Source organism: Pseudomonas sp. Leaf434 (genome assembly GCF_001425545.1).
Lineage (GTDB): Bacteria > Pseudomonadota > Gammaproteobacteria > Pseudomonadales > Pseudomonadaceae > Aquipseudomonas > Aquipseudomonas siliginis.
On sequence record NZ_LMQZ01000008.1, the window covers coordinates 222,720 to 244,968 of the forward strand.

At 60.4% G+C, this 22,249-nt stretch carries 19 protein-coding genes; 10 read left to right on the forward strand and 9 right to left on the reverse strand.

What is annotated here, in order from left to right; all coding sequences use genetic code 11:
- Positions 1 to 6 precede the first annotated feature (6 nt).
- On the forward strand, positions 7 to 1,341 hold the full coding sequence (gene flgE / locus ASG55_RS15835) for a flagellar hook protein FlgE (protein ID WP_056788088.1): 1,335 nt from the start codon (positions 7 to 9) through the stop codon (positions 1,339 to 1,341).
- Positions 1,342 to 2,330: 989 nt separating this feature from the next.
- Here flgE and ASG55_RS15845 read toward each other — a convergent pair.
- The gene (locus ASG55_RS15845) at positions 2,331 to 5,225 is read right to left on the reverse strand and encodes a ribonucleoside-diphosphate reductase subunit alpha (protein ID WP_024013986.1); all 2,895 of its coding nucleotides are present in this window, start codon (positions 5,223 to 5,225) and stop codon (positions 2,331 to 2,333) included.
- 859 nt (positions 5,226 to 6,084) lie between these two features.
- Between ASG55_RS15845 and ASG55_RS15850 the strand changes: the two genes are divergently transcribed.
- Together ASG55_RS15850 and ASG55_RS15855 are read left to right on the forward strand one after the other, a co-directional pair.
- Positions 6,085 to 6,807 (forward strand): response regulator, encoded by a 723-nt coding sequence (locus ASG55_RS15850; RefSeq protein WP_056788095.1) that lies wholly within the window; start codon positions 6,085 to 6,087, stop codon positions 6,805 to 6,807.
- Complete coding sequence (locus ASG55_RS15855; protein WP_041479566.1) at positions 6,804 to 8,414, forward strand: ATP-binding protein; 1,611 nt, start codon at positions 6,804 to 6,806, stop codon at positions 8,412 to 8,414. Before ASG55_RS15850 ends, ASG55_RS15855 begins: the two co-directional genes overlap by 4 nt.
- Before the next feature lie 107 nt (positions 8,415 to 8,521).
- Here ASG55_RS15855 and ASG55_RS15860 read toward each other — a convergent pair whose 3' ends face one another.
- A complete protein-coding gene (locus ASG55_RS15860; RefSeq protein WP_056788098.1) occupies positions 8,522 to 9,247 on the reverse strand; it encodes a 4'-phosphopantetheinyl transferase family protein in 726 nt (241 codons plus the stop codon).
- 152 nt (positions 9,248 to 9,399) lie between these two features.
- The gene (locus tag ASG55_RS15865; RefSeq protein ID WP_056788101.1) at positions 9,400 to 10,191 is read right to left on the reverse strand and encodes a dienelactone hydrolase family protein; all 792 of its coding nucleotides are present in this window, start codon (positions 10,189 to 10,191) and stop codon (positions 9,400 to 9,402) included.
- 143 nt (positions 10,192 to 10,334) lie between these two features.
- Here ASG55_RS15865 and ASG55_RS15870 point away from each other — a divergent pair, with 143 nt between their 5' ends.
- From ASG55_RS15870 to ASG55_RS15880, 3 genes are all read left to right on the forward strand, one after another.
- Positions 10,335 to 10,940 carry a membrane protein gene (locus ASG55_RS15870; protein WP_041479569.1) on the forward strand — a complete coding sequence of 202 codons (606 nt, stop codon included), beginning with the start codon at positions 10,335 to 10,337 and terminating at the stop codon, positions 10,938 to 10,940.
- Between the two features lie 148 nt (positions 10,941 to 11,088).
- Positions 11,089 to 11,766: a response regulator transcription factor gene (locus ASG55_RS15875; protein WP_016773623.1), complete on the forward strand. Its 678-nt coding sequence runs from the start codon at positions 11,089 to 11,091 to the stop codon at positions 11,764 to 11,766.
- Positions 11,763 to 13,109: an ATP-binding protein gene (locus ASG55_RS15880; RefSeq protein WP_056788103.1), complete on the forward strand. Its 1,347-nt coding sequence runs from the start codon at positions 11,763 to 11,765 to the stop codon at positions 13,107 to 13,109. Before ASG55_RS15875 ends, ASG55_RS15880 begins: the two co-directional genes overlap by 4 nt.
- 204 nt (positions 13,110 to 13,313) lie before the next feature.
- Here ASG55_RS15880 and ASG55_RS15885 read toward each other — a convergent pair whose 3' ends face one another.
- Positions 13,314 to 14,312: an AraC family transcriptional regulator gene (locus tag ASG55_RS15885; RefSeq protein ID WP_056788106.1), complete on the reverse strand. Its 999-nt coding sequence runs from the start codon at positions 14,310 to 14,312 to the stop codon at positions 13,314 to 13,316.
- Between the two features lie 347 nt (positions 14,313 to 14,659).
- Between ASG55_RS15885 and ASG55_RS15890 the strand changes: the two genes are divergently transcribed.
- A complete protein-coding gene (locus ASG55_RS15890) occupies positions 14,660 to 15,994 on the forward strand; it encodes a dicarboxylate/amino acid:cation symporter (RefSeq protein ID WP_056788109.1) in 1,335 nt (444 codons plus the stop codon).
- A 145-nt stretch (positions 15,995 to 16,139) separates the two neighbouring features.
- Positions 16,140 to 17,321, forward strand: a complete 1,182-nt coding sequence (locus ASG55_RS15895; RefSeq protein ID WP_056788111.1) for a CaiB/BaiF CoA transferase family protein — start codon at positions 16,140 to 16,142, stop codon at positions 17,319 to 17,321.
- A 107-nt stretch (positions 17,322 to 17,428) separates the two neighbouring features.
- Here ASG55_RS15895 and ASG55_RS15900 read toward each other — a convergent pair whose 3' ends face one another.
- Together ASG55_RS15900 and ASG55_RS15905 are read right to left on the reverse strand one after the other, a co-directional pair.
- The gene (locus tag ASG55_RS15900) at positions 17,429 to 17,923 is read right to left on the reverse strand and encodes a SprT family zinc-dependent metalloprotease (protein WP_024013976.1); all 495 of its coding nucleotides are present in this window, start codon (positions 17,921 to 17,923) and stop codon (positions 17,429 to 17,431) included.
- A 148-nt stretch (positions 17,924 to 18,071) separates the two neighbouring features.
- Positions 18,072 to 18,674 (reverse strand): Yip1 family protein, encoded by a 603-nt coding sequence (locus ASG55_RS15905; RefSeq protein WP_016773629.1) that lies wholly within the window; start codon positions 18,672 to 18,674, stop codon positions 18,072 to 18,074.
- A 425-nt stretch (positions 18,675 to 19,099) separates the two neighbouring features.
- On the opposite strand from ASG55_RS15905, the gene ttcA reads away from it, so the two are divergent.
- Positions 19,100 to 19,924, forward strand: a complete 825-nt coding sequence (gene ttcA / locus ASG55_RS15910) for a tRNA 2-thiocytidine(32) synthetase TtcA (RefSeq protein WP_056788114.1) — start codon at positions 19,100 to 19,102, stop codon at positions 19,922 to 19,924.
- A gap of 134 nt (positions 19,925 to 20,058) precedes the next feature.
- The gene (locus ASG55_RS15915; RefSeq protein ID WP_056788117.1) at positions 20,059 to 20,733 is read left to right on the forward strand and encodes a DNA-3-methyladenine glycosylase I; all 675 of its coding nucleotides are present in this window, start codon (positions 20,059 to 20,061) and stop codon (positions 20,731 to 20,733) included.
- Positions 20,734 to 20,821: 88 nt separating this feature from the next.
- Here ASG55_RS15915 and ASG55_RS15920 read toward each other — a convergent pair whose 3' ends face one another.
- From ASG55_RS15920 to arsC, 3 genes are read right to left on the reverse strand one after another with little or no spacing between them, the layout of a single operon-like run.
- Complete coding sequence (locus ASG55_RS15920; RefSeq protein ID WP_056788119.1) at positions 20,822 to 21,247, reverse strand: DUF2069 domain-containing protein; 426 nt, start codon at positions 21,245 to 21,247, stop codon at positions 20,822 to 20,824.
- Entirely contained in the window at positions 21,247 to 21,843 is a 597-nt protein-coding gene (gene wrbA, locus ASG55_RS15925) for an NAD(P)H:quinone oxidoreductase (RefSeq protein WP_041479575.1), read from the reverse strand. The genes ASG55_RS15920 and wrbA overlap by 1 nt, the downstream gene beginning before the upstream one ends.
- Entirely contained in the window at positions 21,840 to 22,193 is a 354-nt protein-coding gene (gene arsC, locus ASG55_RS15930; protein WP_056788121.1) for an arsenate reductase (glutaredoxin), read from the reverse strand. Before arsC ends, wrbA begins: the two co-directional genes overlap by 4 nt.
- Positions 22,194 to 22,249: the final 56 nt, after the last annotated feature.

Below are 22,249 nucleotides of genomic sequence, written 5' to 3' on the forward strand. Positions count from 1 at the left end.
TGGAACATGTCTTTTAACATCGGCCTTAGCGGTCTCTATGCCGCCAACAAACAACTCGACGTCACCGGCAACAACATCGCCAACGTCGCCACCGCCGGTTTCAAATCCTCGCGCGCAGAATTCGAAGACGTCTATTCGTCGACTCGTCTGGGCAGCGGCAGCAAAGTGATCGGCAACGGCGTGCGCCTGGCCAACGTTTCCCAGCAGTTCACCCAGGGTGACATCAACAACACTGGCAACGTGCTGGACATGGGCATCAACGGTTCCGGCTTCTTCACCATGAGCAACAACGGCTCGATCTCGTACACCCGTGCCGGTACGTTCAAGGTCGACAACGCCGGTTACATCACCAACACCGACTACACCTCGCGTCTGCAGGGTTACGGTGTGGATGCCAACGGCAAGATCATCAACGGCGTGTTGACTGACCTTAAGATCGACACCTCGAACCTGGCGCCGAAGTCGTCTTCTGCGGTGACCTCGAGCATCAACCTCAATTCGTCTTCGCCAGTGATCGTCGATACCGGCGCCAGCGCCGTGACGTTCGACCCGTCGAAGCCGGAAACGTACACCAAGTCGTTCAGCACGCCGATCTATGACACCCAGGGCAACGCCCACGTCATGGACCAGTACATGGTCAAGACTGGCGGGAACACCTGGAAGGTTTACACCCTGGTCGATGGCCGTAACCCGGACGCTACCGGCAGCAACCCTGTGACCACTGCGCCGGTTGCCTCGACATTGTCGTTCGACAGCTCCGGCAAGCTGGTTCAGGTGAGCACGCCTAACCCGGCGGATCCAGCCAACCCGATCATCAGCAGCGATCTGAAGATGACCGGCTGGGTGCCGGGCACTGTGACCAATGGCGTGTTTACGCCTAACGGCGCGGCAGCGAACCCGAATGGCGTGACCATCTCGATGGCCAACACCACGCAGTACAACGCTGATACCTCGCGTACGATCCCGACTCAGGATGGTTACGCCACTGGCCAGATCACTAACCTGACCATCGACGGCACCGGTACGCTGTTCGCCAACTTCAGCAACAACCAGAGCAAGGCGATCGGTCAGGTTGCGCTGGCCAGCTTCACCAACGAACAGGGCTTGCAGGCTGTCGGTGGCACTAGCTGGAAAGAGACTTTCGCTTCGGGCATTCCGGGCTACGACGCGCCGAAGACCGGTACGTTGGGTGAGGTGGTGTCCAACTCGCTGGAAGAGTCGAACGTTAACCTGACCAATGAGCTGGTTGATCTGATCAAGGGTCAGAGCAATTATCAGGCGAACGCCAAGACCATTTCGACGCAGAGCACGATTATGCAGACCATTATTCAGATGACCTGATTCGGGTTTCTGACTGGTTTTTTGGGCCCCTCGGTTTTGAGGGGCTTTTTTTTTGGTCGTGGCGGCCTTTGGGCCGACCAGGCTGTTGGGTTTTGGGTGAATATCCGTTGCTTCGGTAGCGGCTGCTGGCGGTTTCGCCTGACGGCGACTTACTTTTTTACAAGCGCCTAAAAAAGTAAGCAAAAAACGCTAGCTCCTGCGTTCGGCCCTCGCAGGCTCGGGTCTCAGCCTTCCGACGTCGCCGGTGGATCAAGATCAAGAGCACTCGAGCTTGCGCTCATTGTTGAGTGGGGCGGCTTCGCCGCGGGCAGCTGCGCTGCTTTTGCCTTTTTGTGGGAGCGAGCTTGCTCGCGAAGGCGGCATGTCAGCCGACCTGTTCTTGAAGTGGTACCCAATCCAACTGTAGGAGCTGCCGAAGGCTGCGATCTTTTGATCTGGCTTTTGCTTTTGCTTTTGCTTTTGCTTTTGCTCTGGCTTTTGATCCGGCTTTTGATCTTTTGCCCCTTCGGCAGGCTTCGTTACGGGATCGATCCGGGGGTGGGAGCGCAGCGACCGTACGACGCAGTCGTACACAGCGAGTGTAGGTGNTTGATCTTTTGCCCCTTCGGCAGGCTTCGTTACGGGATCGATCCGGGGGTGGGAGCGCAGCGACCGTACGACGCAGTCGTACACAGCGAGTGTAGGTGCAGCGAAGCCAACCGGAGCCGCTGCGCCCGGATCGGTCCCGTAACGAAGGTACCCCGAGCTCCAGCGAGCGGGCCGTACGCCGGGGCAAAGCCTTTTGGGTTACCTTTTTGGCGTCTGAAAAAGGTGACTCGCTGTAAGAGCGAAACCATAAGAAGCCGTTACCGCAGCAACGGATATTCACCCAAACCCAAACCCAAACCCAAACCCCAAAAAACAAAACCCCCAACAAACCTGAAGTCTGTCGGGGGTTTTCTTTTGTCTCGAGATCCCAGGCGTCTCGCAACGCCTGATCTCAGCTCAGCTTATTGGCAAGCTTCGCAATCCGGCTCGTCGATCGCGCAGGCCTTTGGCACTGGCGCCGGACCTGCCGGAGCGGCCAGGACCGAATCGTCGCCGTGGTTGCCGCCGCTGGAAACAGCGTTCAGCTTACCGGTGTTGATGGTCGACTTCTCGGTGCTGGTCGCGGCCAGGGCACGGAGGTAGTAAGTGGTTTTCAGACCACGGTACCAGGCCATGCGGTAGGTCACGTCGAGCTTCTTGCCCGATGCGCCGGCGATGTACAGGTTCAGCGACTGGGCCTGGTCGATCCACTTCTGACGACGGCTGGCGGCGTCAACGATCCACTTGGTGTCCACTTCGAACGCGGTCGCATAGAGCTCTTTGAGTTCTTGCGGAATGCGCTCGATCTGCTGCACCGAACCGTCGTAGTACTTCAGGTCGTTGATCATCACCGAGTCCCACAGACCGCGAGCCTTCAGGTCGCGAACCAGGTACGGGTTGATCACGGTGAATTCGCCCGACAGGTTCGATTTCACGTACAGGTTCTGGTAGGTCGGTTCGATCGACTGCGAAACGCCAGTGATGTTGGCGATGGTCGCGGTCGGTGCGATGGCCATGATGTTCGAGTTACGGATGCCTTTCTGTACACGGGCGCGAACCGGTGCCCAGTCAAGGGTTTCCTTCAGGTCGACATCGATGTACTTCTCGCCGCGCTGTTCGATCAGGATCTGTTGCGAATCCAGCGGCAGGATGCCCTTGGACCACAGCGAACCGTTGAACGTCTCGTAGGCGCCGCGCTCGTCGGCCAGGTCGCAGGAAGCCTGGATCGCGTAGTAGCTGACCGCTTCCATCGACTTGTCGGCGAACTCGACGGCCGCGTCGGAGCCGTAGGCGATGTGCTGCAGGTACAGAGCGTCCTGGAAGCCCATGATGCCCAGACCGACCGGACGGTGGCGGAAGTTGGAGTTCTTCGCTTGCGGCACCGAGTAGTAGTTGATGTCGATCACGTTATCGAGCATGCGCACGGCGGTGTTCACGGTGCGTTGCAGTTTGGCGGTATCGAGCTTGCCGTCGACGATGTGGTTCGGCAGGTTGATCGAGCCCAGGTTGCAAACGGCGATTTCGTCCTTGTTGGTGTTCAAGGTGATCTCGGTGCACAGGTTCGAGCTGTGGACCACGCCGACATGCTGCTGCGGGCTGCGCAGGTTGCACGGGTCCTTGAAAGTCAGCCATGGGTGGCCGGTTTCGAACAGCATGGACAGCATCTTGCGCCACAGGTCTTTGGCCTGGATGGTCTTGAACAGCTTGACCTTGCCCGGGTACTCGGTCAGCGCTTCGTAATACTCGTAGCGCTCTTCGAAGGCTTTACCGGTCAGGTCGTGCAGGTCCGGTACTTCGGATGGCGAGAACAGGGTCCACTTGCCGTCATCGAAGACGCGCTTCATGAACAGGTCAGGGATCCAGTTGGCGGTGTTCATGTCGTGGGTACGACGACGATCGTCACCGGTGTTCTTGCGCAGCTCGATGAACTCTTCGATGTCCATGTGCCAGGTTTCCAGGTAGGCACACACCGCGCCTTTGCGCTTGCCACCCTGGTTCACGGCCACAGCGGTGTCGTTCACTACTTTGAGGAACGGCACAACGCCTTGCGACTTGCCGTTGGTGCCCTTGATGTACGAACCCAGCGCACGAACAGGCGTCCAGTCGTTGCCCAGACCGCCGGCAAATTTCGACAGCATGGCGTTGTCGTGGATCGCGTGATAGATGCCCGACAGGTCATCCGGCACGGTGGTCAGGTAGCAGCTCGACAGCTGTGGACGCAGGGTACCGGCGTTGAACAGGGTCGGGGTCGAAGCCATGTAGTCGAACGAGGACAGCAGGTTGTAGAACTCGATCGCACGGTCTTCTTTCTGCTTCTCTTCGATCGCAAGGCCCATGGCCACGCGCATGAAGAAGATCTGCGGCAGTTCGAAACGCACGCCATCCTTGTGGATGAAGTAGCGGTCGTACAGGGTCTGCAGGCCCAGGTAGGTGAATTGCTGATCGCGCTCGTGGTTGATCGCCTTGCCCAGTTTTTCCAGGTCGAAGGTAGCCAGCACAGGGTTCAGCAGTTCGAACTCGATACCTTTGGCGATGTAGGCCGGCAGTGCCTTGGCGTACAGGTCGGCCATTTCGTGATGGGTGGCGCTTTCGGCGACTTCGAGGAAGTTCAGGCCTTCGGCACGCAGGGTGTCCATCAGCAGGCGGGCGGTAACGAACGAGTAGTTCGGCTCGCGCTCAACCAGGGTACGGGCGGTCATCACCAGCGCGGTGTTGACGTCGGTCAGGGCCACGCCGTCGTACAGGTTCTTCAGGGTTTCGCGCTGGATCAGGTCGCCGTCGACTTCTTCCAGGCCTTCGCAGGCTTCGGTAACGATGGTGTTCAGGCGGCCCATGTCCAGCGGCGCGAGGCTGCCGTCGGCGCGGGTGATGCGGATCGACGGGTGCGCGTTGACTGCTGCTTCGGCAGGAGCGTGAGCTGCGCGCTCTTTCGAACGGCCGTCACGGTAGATCACGTAGTCGCGTGCAACTTTCTGCTCGCCGGCACGCATCAGGGCCAGTTCGACCTGGTCCTGGATTTCTTCGATGTGGATGGTGCCGCCCGATGGCATGCGACGCTTGAAGGTCGCAGTGACCTGTTCGGTCAGGCGCGCAACGGTGTCGTGGATTCGCGACGAAGCGGCAGCGGTGCCGCCTTCAACTGCGAGGAACGCTTTGGTGATAGCGACGGTGATCTTGTCATCGGTGTAAGGAACGACAGTGCCATTACGCTTGATCACGCGCAGCTGGCCAGGCGCGGTGGCTGCCAGATCCGAAGTCGAATCGGCGGCCTGCGGCAAGGTGCCCTGCGGGTTCTCGCGAGTTGTGTCGGTTTGCATGGGGGGTGGTCTCCACATTCTCTATGTTTGTTTGGCACCGTCATGGTGCTCACCGTTCTGTACCGAAGCACTGCAACCGACGGGCGTCGGCATTACAAACTTCGGAACAGTAGGAAAAAGGCTGCAACGCCGCATCCTTGCCGAAGTTTTGGTTACGAGCCGAAGCTCGCCACCGGATTCCTTCGCGGGTGGCAGTCATGACTGCAACACCCATACCGTTTTGTCCGTTTCGGACCAAATAAAACGGTGCCATCCGCCAGTGCGGTTTGGGCTTGAAAAAACTCGCTTGTTCTACCGGAAACCGGCCATAAAGCACTTGAGTTTCAGGTCTGAAATGTGGTTGGCCGTTTTAGGTGAAAACCCTATATGTAGGGTCTCCGTTTTCGCCGTGCTACAAGATAATGCGTTTCAGGGGGGGATTGCAACGTACTACCTGTGGATAAGCCTGTGCGTAATTTGTGTAAGAAACAGGGAAAACGCGTGTAGGCCGCGAACCTGCTGAGCCAGACCGTTTGTCACTGTTTTTTTGCCTGGAAAAACGCTTCAGCGGTTTTTTAAGGGCGCGAACCCTATCACAGAATTCCGCCTTGTCCGAACGCATTTACCGACTTGTTTTCCGGGTGGCCGGCGTTTATACAATCGCTGGGTGCACGGGCATTTTTATCCTCCTGAAACATGACAGATGATCGGGAGATACACGCAGGATTGTGGGAGCGAGCCTGCTCGCGAATCGGTTGACCACTGAGCATTCAGGTTGAAGCAACAGACGCTTTCGCGAGCAGGCTCGCTCCCACAGGTTTTGTCCGTGTCAGGCGATTGTCTTTCTTCTTTTAATAAAAACAGCAAGCAGAGGTCACCGGTGGAGCAACAAACCTGGCAGGTATTGATCGTCGAGGATGACCAGCGACTGGCCGAGCTCACCCGCGATTACCTGCAAGCCAATGGCCTGCGCGTGGAGATCGAAGGCAACGGTGCGCTGGCGGCGGCGCGGATCATCAAGGAGCAACCGGATCTGGTGATCCTCGACCTGATGCTGCCCGGCGAGGATGGCCTGAGCATCTGCCGCAAGGTGCGCAGCCAGTACGACGGGCCGATCCTGATGCTCACCGCGCGCACCGACGACGCTGATCAGATCCACGGCCTCGACCTCGGTGCCGACGACTATGTGTGCAAACCGGTGCGTCCGCGCTTGTTGCTGGCGCGCATCCAGGCGTTGCTGCGACGCAGTGACACACCGGAGCCGGTCGCGGAAAAATCCCGGCGGTTGCAATTCGGTCCACTGGTGGTCGACAACGCATTGCGAGAAGCCTGGCTGAGCGACAACGGCATCGAGCTGACCAGCGCCGAGTTCGACCTGCTCTGGCTGCTGGTGTCCAATGCCGGGCGGATTCTTTCCCGGGAAGAAATCTTCACTGCATTACGCGGCATCGGCTATGACGGCCAGGACCGCTCGATCGACGTGCGCATCTCGCGCATCCGCCCGAAAATCGGCGACGACCCCGATCATCCGCGCCTGATCAAGACCATTCGCAGCAAAGGCTACCTGTTCGTCCCTGAGGCCTGCGCAGACCTGGCGCTGTGAATTCGATCTTCCTGCGCATCTACGGCGGCATGTGCGCCGCGCTGATTCTGGTGGCGGTGCTCGGCGTGCTGGCGCTGAACCTGCTCAATCAGGTGCGCAGCGAGCAATATCGCGAACGCCTGGCCCACGGCACCTTCTCGCTGATGGCCGACAACCTGCAGCCGATGAACCAGACCGAACGCCATCGCGCGTTGCTGGTGTGGGAGCGGCTGCTCGGTATTCCGCTGACGCTGAAGAAGTTCTCTGAAACCGACCTCGATCTGGCCCAGCGCACCCGTGTGTTGCGCGGTCAGGCGCTGGTCGAGCAGACCGGGCCACATGCGGCCAAGGTCTATCGGCTGATCAGCGAAAAAGAGCAGCTTGTACTGGTAGGAGAGGTGCAGCAGATCAGCGAGCAACTGGCTCGGGCGACCATTTACCTGCTGGCCGATGAACTGGTGCGGGTACCGGTCGGCGAACAGCCCAAGCGTCTGGCGCAGATAAAGCAGGAAAAGGGCTTCGGCTTCGATCTGCGTCTGGTCACGGTAAATGACGCCGACATGGACGAAGACCAGAGTCGTCGCGTGGCCGAGGGCGATACGGTGATGGCGCTGGGCAAGGGCGGCGATTCGATCCGCGTGTTCGCCGGCATGGTTGGTACGCCGTGGGTGCTGGAAATCGGCCCGCTGTACCAGATGAATCCGTACCCGCCGGAATGGCTGGTATTGATTGCCGCGCTCGGTCTGACGCTGATCGGTCTCATCGTTTATCTGCTGGTGCGTCAGCTTGAGCGACGTTTGCGCGGCCTCGAAGCGGCGGCCACGCGCATCGCCAAGGGCAGCCTGGAAACCCGTGTGCCGGCGCGCGGCGCTGACTCGGTCGGGCGGCTTGCGTCGGCGTTCAATGGCATGGCTGAGCACTTGCAACAGTTGCTGGCGATCCAGCGTGAACTGGTGCGCGCGGTGTCTCATGAACTGCGTACCCCAGTGGCACGGCTGCGTTTCGGGCTGGAAATGATCGGCACGGCCACCACCCCGCAGGCACTGGAGAAATACCGTGAAGGCATGGATCACGACATCGAGGACCTCGACAAGCTGGTCGACGAAATGCTCACCTACGCACGACTGGAGCAAGGCTCGCCGGCGCTGACTTTCCAGCGAATCGATCTGGATGCGCTGGTCAATCAGGTGATCGCAGAATTGGCGCCGCTGCGCGCCGAGGTCACGGTGCAGCGCGGTTTGTGTCTTTCATCTGCCGACAATGACGGCGCCTGGGTCGAGGCTGAACCGCGTTATCTGCATCGGGCGCTGCAGAATCTGGTGGGCAACGCGATGCGCCATGCGCATTCGCAGGTGACGGTGAGTTATCAGGTCGGCCAGTTGCGTTGCCGGATCGACGTCGAGGATGACGGGCCGGGCGTGCCGGAAGTGGCGTGGGAGCGGATCTTCACGCCGTTTCTGCGCCTCGACGATAGCCGCACGCGGGCCTCGGGCGGGCATGGTCTGGGGTTGTCGATTGTGCGGCGGATCATTCACTGGCACGACGGCCGCGCGATCATTGGCAAGAGCAAGAGCCTCGGCGGGGCGTGTTTCAGTCTGAGTTGGCCGAGGAATCAGGAGCGCCGCTGAGATTCGGTATACCGCCTTCGCGAGCAGGCTCGCTCCCACATTTGAAATGCAATCCCCTGTGGGAGCGAGCCTGCTCGCGAAGGCGCCATAACAGACAATGCAAATCCTCAGGCTTGAATACTGACCAGGCTCAACAACTGCCCATCCTGCACGCCGAACTGCGCCTCCAGCTCCGATCCATTGCGCCATTCGCTCGACAGATCCGTCAACAACCGCAGCCTGACCTGTCCCGCCTCAGTCCACTCCAGCACTTCGGCATGCTCGAAATAAAAGCGCTGCTGCACGATCGGGTACAGCGCCTTGAACAAACTCTCTTTGACCGAAAACGTCAGGGTCACCCGCAGCGCCAGTTGCTCCTGAGAACCCGCCGCCATGCGTTGCAGTTCCGCTGGCGTGAGGATTTCCCCGGCCAAGCGTTCGGCGCGCTCATGGCTCAACAGGTTTTCCAGATCCATGCCCAAGCCGCGCCAGTGCTGCTTGTTGGCAACAATCGCCGCCGCACGGCCGGTGCTGTGAGTGATCGAACCGCAGATATGCGCCGGCCACACCGGGGCGCGGTCTTCGCCGATCGGCGGGACGATACACAGACCTTCGAGTTGTTGCAGCGCGGCCCGGGCGCAGATGCGTCCAGCGAGAAACTCGGCCTGACGCTTGGCCACCGAGCGCTGGATGCTCAGTGGCGCCAACACAGCGCTGCGCTGGAAGTCATCGCCAAGCAGGCGTGCCGGGTCGAAGTGGGTACTGAGCAGCACGGTATCGGCCAGGACCGTCGGCAACGGCCAGTGGCTGTCGAGCGCGGAGCAGCAGGCGGGCAGGGCGGGGGTGAAGTTCATGGCGGGCATTTTGCCGGTTAGTCGGGGCGAGGTCGAGATCGGCGGTGAAGCCTTCGCGAGCAGGCTCGCTCCCACAAGGGATCTTCTGGGCGACAGATATCCGGTGTGGGAGCGAGCCTGCTCGCGAAAGCCGCGCCTCGGTCGTTACTGACTCAACCGAAAATCTTCTTGAAGAACGCCTGCATATCCGCCCACGACTTTTCATCCGCCGCCTTGTTGTAACCAATGTCCGGCCCGCCATGCTCGCCATGGCTCAAGCGATCGGCATCCGGATTGCTGAAACCATGCTTGGCGCCATCCAGACTGACGAACTTGTAGTCCGCCCCGGCCTTGTCCATTTCTGCCTTGAACGCGGTGACATTGTCCTGAGTGACCATGCTGTCCAGCGCCCCATGCTCGACGAGGATTTTCGCCTTGACGCTGCCCGGAGTCGCCGGGGTCTTGGTTGCCAGCGCGCCATGGAAACTCACCACACCGGCCAGCGGCACACCCTGACGCGCCGCATTCAGCACCACGGCGCCACCGAAGCAATAGCCGACGGCGGCGATTTTGTTCGGGTCGGTCTGCTTTTGCTTCTTCAACAGATCGAGCCCGGCGGCGAAGCGTTTACTGGCGGCATCGGCGTCCTTGGTCGCCGCCTGCATGAAGGCCATGGCGTCTTTCGGGTGCTCGGTGTTCTTGCCTTCGCCATACATGTCGATGGCCAGCGCGCTGTAGCCGAGTTCGGCGAGATCCCGCGCGCGGCGCTTGGCGTAATCGTTCAGCCCCCACCATTCGTGGACCACGACAACGCCGGGGCGTGGGCCTTTGATCGCGTCGTCATAGGCGTAGTAGCCGATCAGTTGGCTGCCGTCGGCGCTTTGGTAGGGGATTTCTTCAGTCTTGATCGCAGCCTGGGTAAGGCTGCTGACTGCCAGCAAAGTGAGGGCGAGGAACAGGCGCATGGTCGGGTGTCCTTATTGAAAGTGGTCAGAACAGCCTAGTCGATCTGGTTCAGGTCAGGTTCAGAGACGGTTCAGGGGCCGTACAGGGGCGGCTCAGTAACCTTGCGCCATACCCAAACAGCACTGTGAAAGAGGAAATACCCATGACTCGTTTAAACAAATTGCTGCTGGCTTTTACCCTGTTAGGCTCCAGCATCGCGGCGAATGCCGACGACACCAGCAACTTCGCCGGCCTGACATTCGGCCAGACCAGCGACAAGATCGACAAGTCCCACGCGCTCAACAACAACCTCGGCAACCCCAACGTCACTGGGGCCATCGACGGCAACAACACCTACGGCATGCGCCTCGGTCAGCAAAACAGCCAGGGCCGCTACTACGCCACCTATGACAACGTTTCCGGCTCGCACAATGGCGTTAAACTGCGCCAGGAAAATCTGCTCGGCAGCTATGACCTGTTCTATCCAGTAGGCGGCAGCACCAAATTGTTCGGTGGCGCCACGGCCGGTCTGACCAAACTGACGCAGGATTCGCCCGGCTTCAGCCGTGACAGCGACATCGGTTACGCCATCGGTGGCCAGGTCGGTGTGTTGCAGCAAGTTTCGCAGAACACCTCGGTGGAACTCGGTTACCGTTACCTTCGCAGCAACGCCAGCACCGAAATGAAAGAAAGCGGCGGCAGCAAACAGGGCTCGCTGGACTTGACCAGCAGCGCGCAGACCTACCTGTCGGCCAACTACTATTTCTAAGCGGTTGTCGCAGTTTGAAGTGTGGGAGCGAGCCTGCTCGCGAAAGGGGTGTATCGGCCGACACTTGCTTGGCTGATCCACCGTATTCGCGAGCAGGCTCGCTCCCACAGGTAGTTGCCTGGAGAGTTCAAGTGATAGGGAGAAAGGCATGAAACTGTTGGTCGTCGAAGACGAGGCGCTGTTGCGTCATCACCTGCAAACCCGTCTGACGGAGAGCGGTCATGTGGTCGAGTCCGTGGCCAATGCCGAGGAGGCGCTGTACCAGACCGGCCAGTACAACTTCGATCTGGCGGTGATTGATCTCGGCCTGCCGGGCATGGGCGGCCTCGACCTGATCCGCCAGTTGCGCTCGGGCGGCAAGACCTTCCCGATCCTGATCCTCACCGCGCGCGGCAACTGGCAGGACAAGGTCGAAGGGCTCGCCGCCGGTGCCGACGATTACGTGGTCAAGCCGTTCCAGTTCGAAGAACTCGATGCGCGCCTGAACGCATTGCTGCGGCGCTCCAGCGGCTTCACCCAGTCGACCATCGTCGCCGGGCCGTTGCTGCTCGACCTCAATCGCAAACAGGCCAGCCTCGATGAACAACCGCTGGCGCTGACCGCTTACGAATACCGCATCCTCGAATACCTCATGCGCCACCATCAGCAGGTGGTGCCCAAGGATCGCTTGATGGAGCAGCTCTATCCGGACGATGACGAGCGCGATCCGAATGTCATCGAAGTGCTGGTCGGCCGTCTGCGCCGCAAGCTCGAAGGCCCGGCCGGGTTCAAGCCGATCGACACCGTGCGCGGCCTCGGCTACCTGTTCAATGAGCGCTGCACTTGATCCGTTCCCTTCGCGTACGCTTGATGCTCGCCGCCACCACGTTGGCGGTGTTGTTCATGCTTGCCTTGCTGCCGGCGATGCAGGGTGCCTTCAGCCTTGCCTTGCAGGACTCGATCGAGCAACGTCTGGCCTCCGATGTCACCACATTGATCTCCGCCGCCCGGGTGGAAAACGGTCGGCTGGTGATGCCGTCGCAATTGCCGGACGAACGCTTCAACCTCACCGACTTCCGTTTGCTCGGCTATATCTACGACCGCGACGGCAAACTGGTGTGGCGCTCGAAAGCCACCCAGGAAGAGCAGATCAACTACAAACCGCGCTACGACGGTCTCGGCAATGAGTTCGCGCGGATTCGTGAAGCCAGCGGTCAGGAGTTCTTCGTCTACGACGTCGAAGTCAAATTGCTCGGCGGCAAAAGCGCGGCATTCAGCATCGTCGCTCTGCAACCGGTGCGTGAATACGAAACCACCCTCGAAGGCCTGCGCGAAAATCTCTATCTGGGCTTCGGTGCGGCGTTGCTGGTATTGCTGGCGCTGCTATGGATCGGCCTGACCTGGGGCCTCAAGGCCTTGCGCCGTTTGAGCCAGGAACTCGACGAAATCGAAGGCGGCACCCGCGAAAGCCTGACGGAAAAACACCCGCGTGAACTGCTGCGCCTGACCGGCTCGCTCAACCGCTTGCTGCTCAGCGAACGCCAGCAACGCAGCCGCTACCGCGACTCCCTCGACGACCTCGCCCACAGCCTGAAAACCCCGTTGGCGGTGCTGCAAGGCGTCAGCGAAGACATGGCCCAGCGTCCCGCAGACCGCGACCAGGCCTGGGTTCTGCAAAGCCAGATCGAACGCATGAGCCAGCAGATCAGCTACCAACTGCAACGGGCCAGCCTGCGCAAAAGCGGTTTGGTGCGCCATCAGGTGCGCCTGCGACCGGTGCTCAAAAGCCTGTGCGATACGCTGGATAAGGTCTACCGCGACAAACACGTGCGCGTGACCTTTGATCTGCCGGAGCACTGCTACGTGCCGATCGAGCAGGGCGCCTTGCTGGAAATGCTCGGCAACCTGCTGGAAAACGCCTATCGCCTGTGCCTCGGCGAAGTGCGGGTCAGCGTGCGCGAATTACTGGCCGGGATCGAGTTATGTGTCGAGGATGATGGCCCGGGTGTTCCACTCGATCAGCGTGCGCGGATTCTCGAACGCGGCGAACGCCTGGATGCCCAGCATCCCGGGCAGGGCATCGGGCTGGCGGTGGTCAAGGACATCATCGAAAGCTACAACGCGCGTTTGGCCTTGGGTGATTCACCGATGGGCGGGGCGGCGTTCAGGATTGATTTTCCTGCGGTGTGATTGCGAGCTGCCCTCACCCTAACCCTCTCCCAGAGGTAGAGGGGACTGACCGAAGTGTCTTTGGAAAATTATCGACCTGAGCGATTTGCAGCGAATATGGATTCAATAGAGAGCTTGCAGGTCGGCGTATTTCTCAAGCATCCCCCAATCAGTCCCCTCTCCCTCCGGGAGAGGGTTAGGGTGAGGGGCTTTTGATTTAGCGCCTCATTGCTCCTGCGACCGATAAGCCCCCGGTGTCAGCCCCGTCCATTTCTTGAACGCCCGATGAAACGCCGAAGGCTCAGAGAACCCGAGCTGCTCGGCAATCTGTTGCAACGACAGCTCCGCCCGGCCCAGATGGTAGATGGCGATATCCCGCCGCAGCTGATCCTTGAGCTCCTGAAAACTGCTGCCTTCCTCGCGCAAGTGCCGGCGCAAGGTCTGCGGGCTGATATGCAGATGCGCCGCAACCGCTTCCAGATCAGGCCAGTGCGCAGCGTCGCGACTGAGCAAGCGGCGCAGGCGGCTGCTCAGGCTGTCGCCGTCGTCCGGGCGCGAGAGCAGGTCGGCGGGGGAGCGTTCGAGAAAATGCTTGAGCGTGCGTTCGTCCTGCAACAGCGGCATGGCCAGATAGCGACTGTGAAACAGCAGACTGCTCTGCTCGGCATCAAAGGTCAGCGGGCAGGGGAACAGCAGGTCGTATTCGCTGCCGTGCTCGGGGCGCGGATAGCTGAAGGTTGCCTGCTCGAGGCGAATGCGCTGGCCGATCAGCCAACTGCCGAGGCGGTGCCAGATCACCAACAGGCTCTCGCTGAGAAAATGATCCGGGTCCCACGACTGCGCGTCGTCCAGGCTCAAACGCACCCATTCGTCTTCGCGACGCAGGGTCAGGCGTGGGGCGTCGGGGAACAGGCTGTAAAACAACAAGCCACGTTGCAGAGCCTTCTCCAGGTTGCGGCAGTGAATCGAGGCGTGGCACATCATGGCGAAGCTGCCGGGCTTGCTCGGGGCGTTACCGAAACCCAGGTATTCGTCGTCCAGCGCCAGCCACAGCCCTTGAATCAGCCGGGTGAACTGCTCAGGGGCAATCCGCGCGCGGGGCTCGTCGAGCAACTCCGGGCTGATCCCCAGTTGCTGCAACAAGCCTGAATAATCCAGGCCGCGCCGGCGCGCACCGCCAAGGGCGGCACGGGCGAAATGGCTGGCGATGGTGCGTTCGCGCATAAGCGGCAATCCTTGTTCAGGCACCGATCGTAATGGCGGGCCGGCAACGCCACAAGGCGGATTTCCGCCAAATTGCAGGACGCTGAACGCTCAGTTGGCGGAAATCCGCCATGACTCAAGTCGCTGATTGGTGACAGGAAAATCCCGCAGCCCCTGATATCAAAAGGCTTGCTGCCATTCGCACCAATCTGGCACGACGTTTGCGATACAAGCGACAGAAGCGTGCACTTCTTCCGCCCGGAAGGATGCCGTTCCAACAACAAATCCCTCCAGTGCAGGAGGGTTCGCAATTAAGGTTCGGCGCTCGACAGATGGATGTTGCCGCTGGACGCTTGAGGAAACCTGCAATGACGACTCGTCAGCCACTGTACAAATCCCTGTATTTCCAGGTGATCGTTGCCATCGCCATCGGCATCCTGCTTGGTCACTTCTATCCGCAGACCGGTGTGGCCCTCAAGCCACTGGGTGACGGCTTCATCAAGCTGATCAAAATGGTCATCGCCCCGATCATCTTCTGTACTGTTGTCAGCGGCATCGCCGGCATGCAGAACATGAAGTCGGTAGGCAAGACCGGCGGCTACGCGCTGCTGTACTTCGAAATCGTTTCGACCATTGCCCTGCTGATCGGTCTGGTCGTGGTCAACGTTGTGCAACCGGGCGCCGGCATGCACATCGACGTCACCACCCTCGACGCCTCGAAAATCGCCACCTACGTGACGGCCAGTAAAGACCAGAGCATTGTCGGTTTCCTTCTCAATGTGATCCCGAACACCATCGTCGGCGCGTTCGCCACCGGTGACATCCTGCAAGTGCTGATGTTCTCGGTGATCTTCGGCTACGCCCTGCATCGCCTGGGCTCGTACGGTCGTCCGCTGCTGGACATGATCGATCGCTTCGCCCACGTGATGTTCAACATCATCAACATGATCATGAAACTGGCGCCACTGGGTGCGTTCGGTGCCATGGCGTTCACCATCGGTGCCTACGGTGTCGGCTCGCTGGTGCAACTGGGCCAGTTGATGATCTGCTTCTACATCACCTGCATCCTGTTCGTCGTGCTGGTGCTGGGTGCGATCTGCCGGGCTCACGGTTTCAGCGTGTTCAAACTGGTGCGTTACATCCGTGAAGAGCTGTTGATCGTACTGGGTACGTCCTCGTCGGAATCGGCACTGCCACGCATGCTGATCAAGATGGAGCGTCTGGGCGCGAAGAAATCCGTCGTGGGTCTGGTGATCCCGACCGGTTACTCGTTCAACCTCGACGGTACTTCGATCTACCTGACCATGGCCGCCGTGTTCATCGCTCAGGCGACTGACACGCACATGGACATCACCCACCAGATCACTCTGCTGCTGGTGCTGCTGCTGTCCTCCAAAGGCGCGGCGGGTGTGACCGGTTCGGGCTTCATCGTGCTGGCCGCGACACTGTCGGCGGTAGGTCACCTGCCGGTTGCCGGTCTGGCGCTGATCCTCGGTATCGACCGTTTCATGTCTGAAGCCCGCGCCCTGACCAACCTGGTCGGTAACGCTGTAGCGACCATCGTCGTGGCCAAGTGGGTCAAGGAGCTGGACACCGATCAACTGCAGACCGAGCTGGCTTCCGGCGGTCGCGGTATCTCCGATGAGCGTGAAGAAGACGACCTGGGTGTGGCTGAAGGCCCAACCCCGAGCAATGTGAAGTAAGCATCGCTTGGACAGAAAAACCCGCTTCGGCGGGTTTTTTCTTGCCCGGAATTTGAGCGCAACGGTCACACCTGCTGACATTTGCGGTGATTGCCGCATCGCCGATGGCTGCCTAGGCTGAGTACATCGCCCAAGGAGTTCGCCCATGTCTGCACCGCTGGCCTCACTGAAGATTCTCGATTTCTCGACCTTGCTGCCGGGGCCGTTCGCCTCGTTGCTGCTGGCGGACATGGGCGCCGAGGTGCTGCGCATCGAATCGCCGACGCGTATGGATCTGCTGCGGGTGCTGCCGCCGCATGATGGCGGGGTCTCGGCCAGCCACGCCTATCTGAACCGCAACAAGCGCAGTCTGGCGCTGGACCTGAAACAGCCCGAAGCGCTGCAGATCATCAAGCAACTGCTGGGCGAATACGACATCGTGCTCGAGCAGTTTCGCCCCGGGGTGATGGAGCGCCTGGGCCTGGGTTATGAAGCGTTGAAAGCGATCAATCCAAAGCTGATTTATGTGTCGATCAGCGGTTACGGCCAGACCGGGCCGTACAAGGAGCGCGCCGGGCATGACATCAACTATCTGGCGCTGGCCGGGCTGGCTAGCTACACCGGTCGCGCCGACAGCGGGCCGTTGCCGCTGGGCATGCAGGTGGCAGACGTGGCGGGCGGCTCGCTACACGGCGTGATCGGCTTGCTGGCAGCGGTGATTGCCCGTCAGCAAACCGGGCAGGGCACCCATCTGGATGTGAGCATGACCGACTGCGCGTTCAGCCTGAACGCCATGGCCGGCGCTGGCTATCTGGCCTGCGGCGCGGAACCGGGCCGCGAAGATCAGATGCTCAATGGCGGCAGCTTTTACGATTATTACCGCACCCGGGATGGGCGCTGGATGTCGGTGGGCAGTCTGGAGCCGGCCTTCATGCAGCAATTGTGCACGGCGCTGGGCCGGCCGGAGCTGGCGGCGCAAGGGTTATCGCCCAGGCCCGAGCAACAACAAGCCTTGAAAGAGGCGTTGCGCATCGAATTCGAGCGGCACGATTTTGCAGAACTGTGTGAATTGTTCGCCGGGGTCGATGCCTGTGTCGAGCCGGTGTTGAGTCTGGGCGAGGCGTTGCGCCATCCGCAGTTACAGGCGCGGGAGCTGGTGACCCAGGTGCCGCGCGGCGATGGCACGACGCAGGCGCAGATGGCCTGTCCGTTGAAATTCTCTGAGGCGTTGCCGGAGCCAAGGCATGTTGGCGCGGGGTTGGGGCAGCATACGGACGAGGTGTTGGGGGAGTTAGGGTTGAGTGCTGAGCGGATCGCCGAGTTGCGTTCGGCCAGGGTGATTCTGTAGCGCTCATGCCGCCGCCTTCGCGAGCAGGCTCGCTCCCACATTGAAATGCATTCCCCTGTGGGAGCGAGCCTGCTCGCGAAGGGGCCCGCCGATACTCTACAAAACTGTCATTCCACCCGCATTTCACCACTGAACACCAGCGTACTGCGGCAGCGCCGGCATAAATACCGCCGCCCTTGCCGCACCAGGCCATGGCGCTGGGCGGTAAACGGGAAATCACTGTCGGGGCACGGGCATTTGTAGATATAGCGGGTCACGCTGCGCCGCTTGATTTCATAGGTGTGGCAGCGATCCGGCGGCAGTTCGTAGACGCCGCGCATGATCAGTTGCCACTCCTCGCCATGGGGCTGGATGCGGTCGCCGAACAGTTGATGAGCGATCAGGTGGGCGACTTCGTGGGCCACGGTCTGCTTGAGGAAGTGTTCGGTGTTTTCCCGGTACAGCTGCGGGTTGAAGCGCAGCAGGTTCTCGTGCAGATGCGCGACACCGGCTTTCTGCCCGCGCAGCTTGAGACTGACCACGGGGCGTTTGAAGGAACGTTTGAAAAAGGATTCAGCGAGTTGGTAACAATCTTCGACGCGGGTATTGAGTTGCTCGGGCATGCTTGATGGATCTCCAGAGACGCCGAGTATGCCGCAACCCCGGCGACTTGCGAATCGCCGACCTGCCGAATGGTCGTCGCCCCAACGAGAAGGCCGCCTTGCGGCGGCCTGTATTGGCAGATGTTGTTTTTCTCAGGGAGGAAACAGGTCAGTTGGTATAGACCGGCCCGACACCCAGGCCCCAGACAATCACAGTGAACGCCATGATCGCCACCAGCACCACCAGCCCAACCGCGAGCACCGAGCTGGAAAACAGAAAGCCTTCATCCGAAGGGATGTTCATGAACGTCGGCAAGCCGACATACAAAAGATAGACCGTGTAGCAGATGGCCGCCGTACCGACGATCATCCCCAGCCACATGTGCGGATACAGCGCCGCCAGACCGCCGACGAACAACGGTGTCGCCGTGTAAGTGGCGAATGCCACGCAGCGGGCCAGGCTTGGATTGGCGTCATAGGTGCGCGCCATCCAGTGCACGAAGGCGCCCATTACCGCGACCCCGCCGAGCATCGCCAGGTAGGACATGATGGTCATCCACAGAGCGCTTTCAAACGTGAGCATTACCGGCGCGCGGTTGCCGATCACCCAGCCGACCTGGGTCGTGCCGATGAACGCCGAAACAGCGGGGATCGCCGCCAGAATCAGCGTATGCGTCAGGTACATGTGGCTGATGCTTTCCTCTTGGTCGCCACGGATCTCCTTCCATTCCTGATCGGGGTGGGTAAACAGTCCCACTACGTGATGGATCATGCCATTCACTCCTCTTGTCATTGCCATCGCCCCCCAACGGAGCGCCTACGGGCCAAGATGGCCGAGCAAATACAGGTCTTCAGATGTGTGCGACCTTATGTCGCAGTATAGAAAGGAGTCCAGCGCACCGGTATGCCGGGCTTAGAGCAAATCGCGCTGTAAACATTGCAGGTAATCGCCTCGGGGTCTTGAGGGGAAGGCATTTTTGGGGTTGAAACACTTTTGTGGCGAGGGGATTTATCCCCGTTCGGCTGCGCAGCAGTCGCCAAGCCATACACCGCGCAGTGTCAGGCAATACGAGTTCTCAGGTTTTGGGGCTGCTTCGCAACCCAGCGGGGATAAATCCCCTCGCCACAGATGCTTCGCGCTACCGGGGTTTTTGCGTAAAATGCCGGCCTTTCGTCACACCTCACGGATTTCGCGTCATGGGCACTCTTACGGTCAACCAGAACAAACTGCAAAAGCGCCTGCGCCGCCTGGCCGGCGAAGCGATCGCCGATTTCAACATGATCGAAGACGGCGACAAGGTCATGGTCTGCCTGTCCGGGGGCAAGGACAGCTACACCATGCTTGACGTGCTGATGCACCTGCAGAAGGTTGCACCGATCAAGTTCGACATCGTCGCGGTGAACATGGACCAGAAACAGCCGGGCTTTCCCGAGCACGTGCTGCCGGCCTACCTGAAAGAACTGGGCATCGAGTATCACATCGTCGAGAAGGACACTTACTCGGTGGTCAAGGAACTGGTGCCGGAAGGCAAGACCACCTGTTCGCTGTGCTCGCGCCTGCGTCGCGGCACGCTGTACACCTTCGCTGACGAAATCGGCGCGACGAAAATGGCCCTCGGTCATCACCGCGACGACATCGTCGAAACGTTCTTCCTCAACATGTTCTTCAACGGCACCCTCAAAGCGATGCCGCCGAAGCTGCGCGCCGACGATGGCCGCAACGTGGTGATCCGCCCGCTGGCGTACTGCAACGAGAAGGACATTCAGGCCTACTCGGACCTCAAGCAATTCCCGATCATCCCGTGCAACCTCTGCGGCTCGCAGGAAAACCTGCAGCGCCAGGTGGTCAAGGAAATGCTTCAGGACTGGGATCGCAAGACCCCGGGCCGTACCGAATCGATTTTCCGCAGCCTGCAGAACGTGGTGCCGTCGCAACTGGCCGACCGCAACCTGTTCGACTTCACCAGCCTGAAGATCGACGAGACTGCAGCTTCGCGCTTCGTTAACGTCGTCAATCTGTAAACACCTTCAAATGTGGGAGCGAGCCTGCTCGCGAAAGCGGTGTGTCATTCAACTGATTGGTTGACTGAGACTCCCTCTTCGCGAGCAGGCTCGCTCCCACATTGGTTTCTTCGCTTCATTCAATAGGAGAGGGCATGCGCGATTACAAGTGGCTGCACGAATACTGTCTGAACCGTTTCGGTTCGGCGGCTGAACTGGAAGCCCATCTGCCCGTTCCCAAGACCCCCACGCAACTGCGCAAGATCCGCGATGACCGCTATCTCTCGACCATGGCCTTGCGGGTTTTTCGCGCCGGGCTCAAGCACAGCCTGGTCGACGCCAAGTGGCCGGCGTTCGAAGAAGTGTTCTTCAAGTTCGATCCGGAAAAAGTCGTGCTGATGAGCGCCGAGCACCTTGAGCGGCTGATGCAGGATGCGCGGATCATCCGCCATCTGGGCAAGCTGAAAAGTGTGCCGCGCAATGCGCAGTTCATTCTCGATGTGGAAAAGGACAAGGGCAGCTTCGGCGCATTGATCGCCGACTGGCCGGTGACCGATATCGTCGGCCTGTGGACGTACCTGAAAAAGCACGGCCACCAACTTGGCGGGCTGTCGGCGCCACGCTTTTTGCGCATGGTCGGCAAGGACACGTTCGTGCCGAGCTACGACGTGGTCGCGGCGCTTAATGCGCAGAAGATCGTCGACAAAGTGCCGACCAGCCAGCGCGATCTGGCGACGGTGCAGAACGCGTTCAACCAGTGGCATGAGCAGAGTGGCGGACGGCCGATGAGCCAGATTTCGATGATGCTCGCCTATACCGTCAACCATTAAAACCGCGTCGCTGCATTCGCGAGCAGGCTCGCTCCCACCTCTGGAATGCATTCCCTGTGGGAGCGAGCCTGCTCGCGAAAGCGGTTGGTCAGGCGACGCTGATCTCGCCTTCGCCAGCCAATTTGCGATTCAACTGATAGCGCCAGCGCACATACAGCAGCGCCGAGCAGAACACCGCCAGGCTCGCGGCCATTTCCAGCAGGCCGAACAGCTGCCGGTTGGGGTCGTACGCCGCCAGAGCGCCTTTGATGAAGTACAGGTTCACCACAAAACACATCCACGAATGGCCACGGGCGCTGCCCATGATCATCGACGGGGCGAGGACCAGCCACGGGATCAGTTCGACCAGCAGAATCACCCAAGGCCGCGCGCCATGCAGATCGGCGAACAGCAGGTAATAAACAGCGAGCAGACCGGCGAGGGCGAAAAAGCTCAGCAGGCTGAGCACGCGCATCGCCTTCACCCGTGGCTCTAGCCACTCTATCGAGGGCAGGACTTTCGGCTTCTTCGCCATCAGCCCACCAGCTTCTGTGCGGTTTTCGCCAGGCGCAGACCAAGTGCGCGACACAGCGCCACTTCGTGCTGATCAAGACCGTTCTTGCCGTCGGCACCGGCGTGATGGCTGGCCCCGTAAGGCGTGCCGCCACCTTCGGTTTCGAGCAGGGCCGATTCGCTGTAGGGCAGGCCAGTGATGAGCATGCCGTGGTGCAGCAACGGCAACATCATCGACAGCAGCGTGGTTTCCTGACCGCCGTGCAGGCTGGCGGTGGAGGTGAACACGCCGGCCGGTTTGCCGACCAGCGCGCCGGTCAGCCAGAGGTTGCTGGTGCCGTCGAGGAAGTACTTGAGCGGCGCGGCCATGTTGCCGAAACGCGTCGGACTGCCCAAGGCGAGGCCGGCGCAGTTCTTCAGATCATCGAGGCTGGCGTAGAGCGCGCCTTCAGCGGGAATCTCCGCCGCTACCGCTTCGCATTCGGTGGAAATCGCCGGCACTGTGCGCAGACGCGCTTCCATTCCGGCCTGCTCGATGCCACGGGCGATTTGCCGGGCCATCTCGTTGGTCGAACCGTTGCGGCTGTAATAGAGAACCAGAATGTACGGCGTGCTCATGGCAACAACTCCAGCACGTTTTCCGGTGGGCGACCGATGACGGCTTTGTCGCCTGCTTCAAGAATCGGCCGCTCCATGAGTTTCGGGTGCGTGGCGATGGCGTCGATCAGCTGCTGCTCGCTGAGGCTGGCGTCGGCCAGGTTCAGGGTTTTGTATTCGTCTTCACCGCTGCGCAGCAGCTGTCGCGCGCTGATCCCGAGCTTGCCGAGCAGGGCCTTGATCTGCGCGGCGCTGAGCGGCGTTTCCAGGTAGCGCACGACATTCGGATGCAAGCCGCGGGCTTCGAGCAGTTCCAGCGCGCCGCGGGATTTCGAGCAGCGCGGATTGTGATAAAGCGTCAGATCGGTCATGGCGGGTCGCTTCTGGCGTAAAGTGGCGGCTATTCTAACTGTGCGGCGCGCAATCC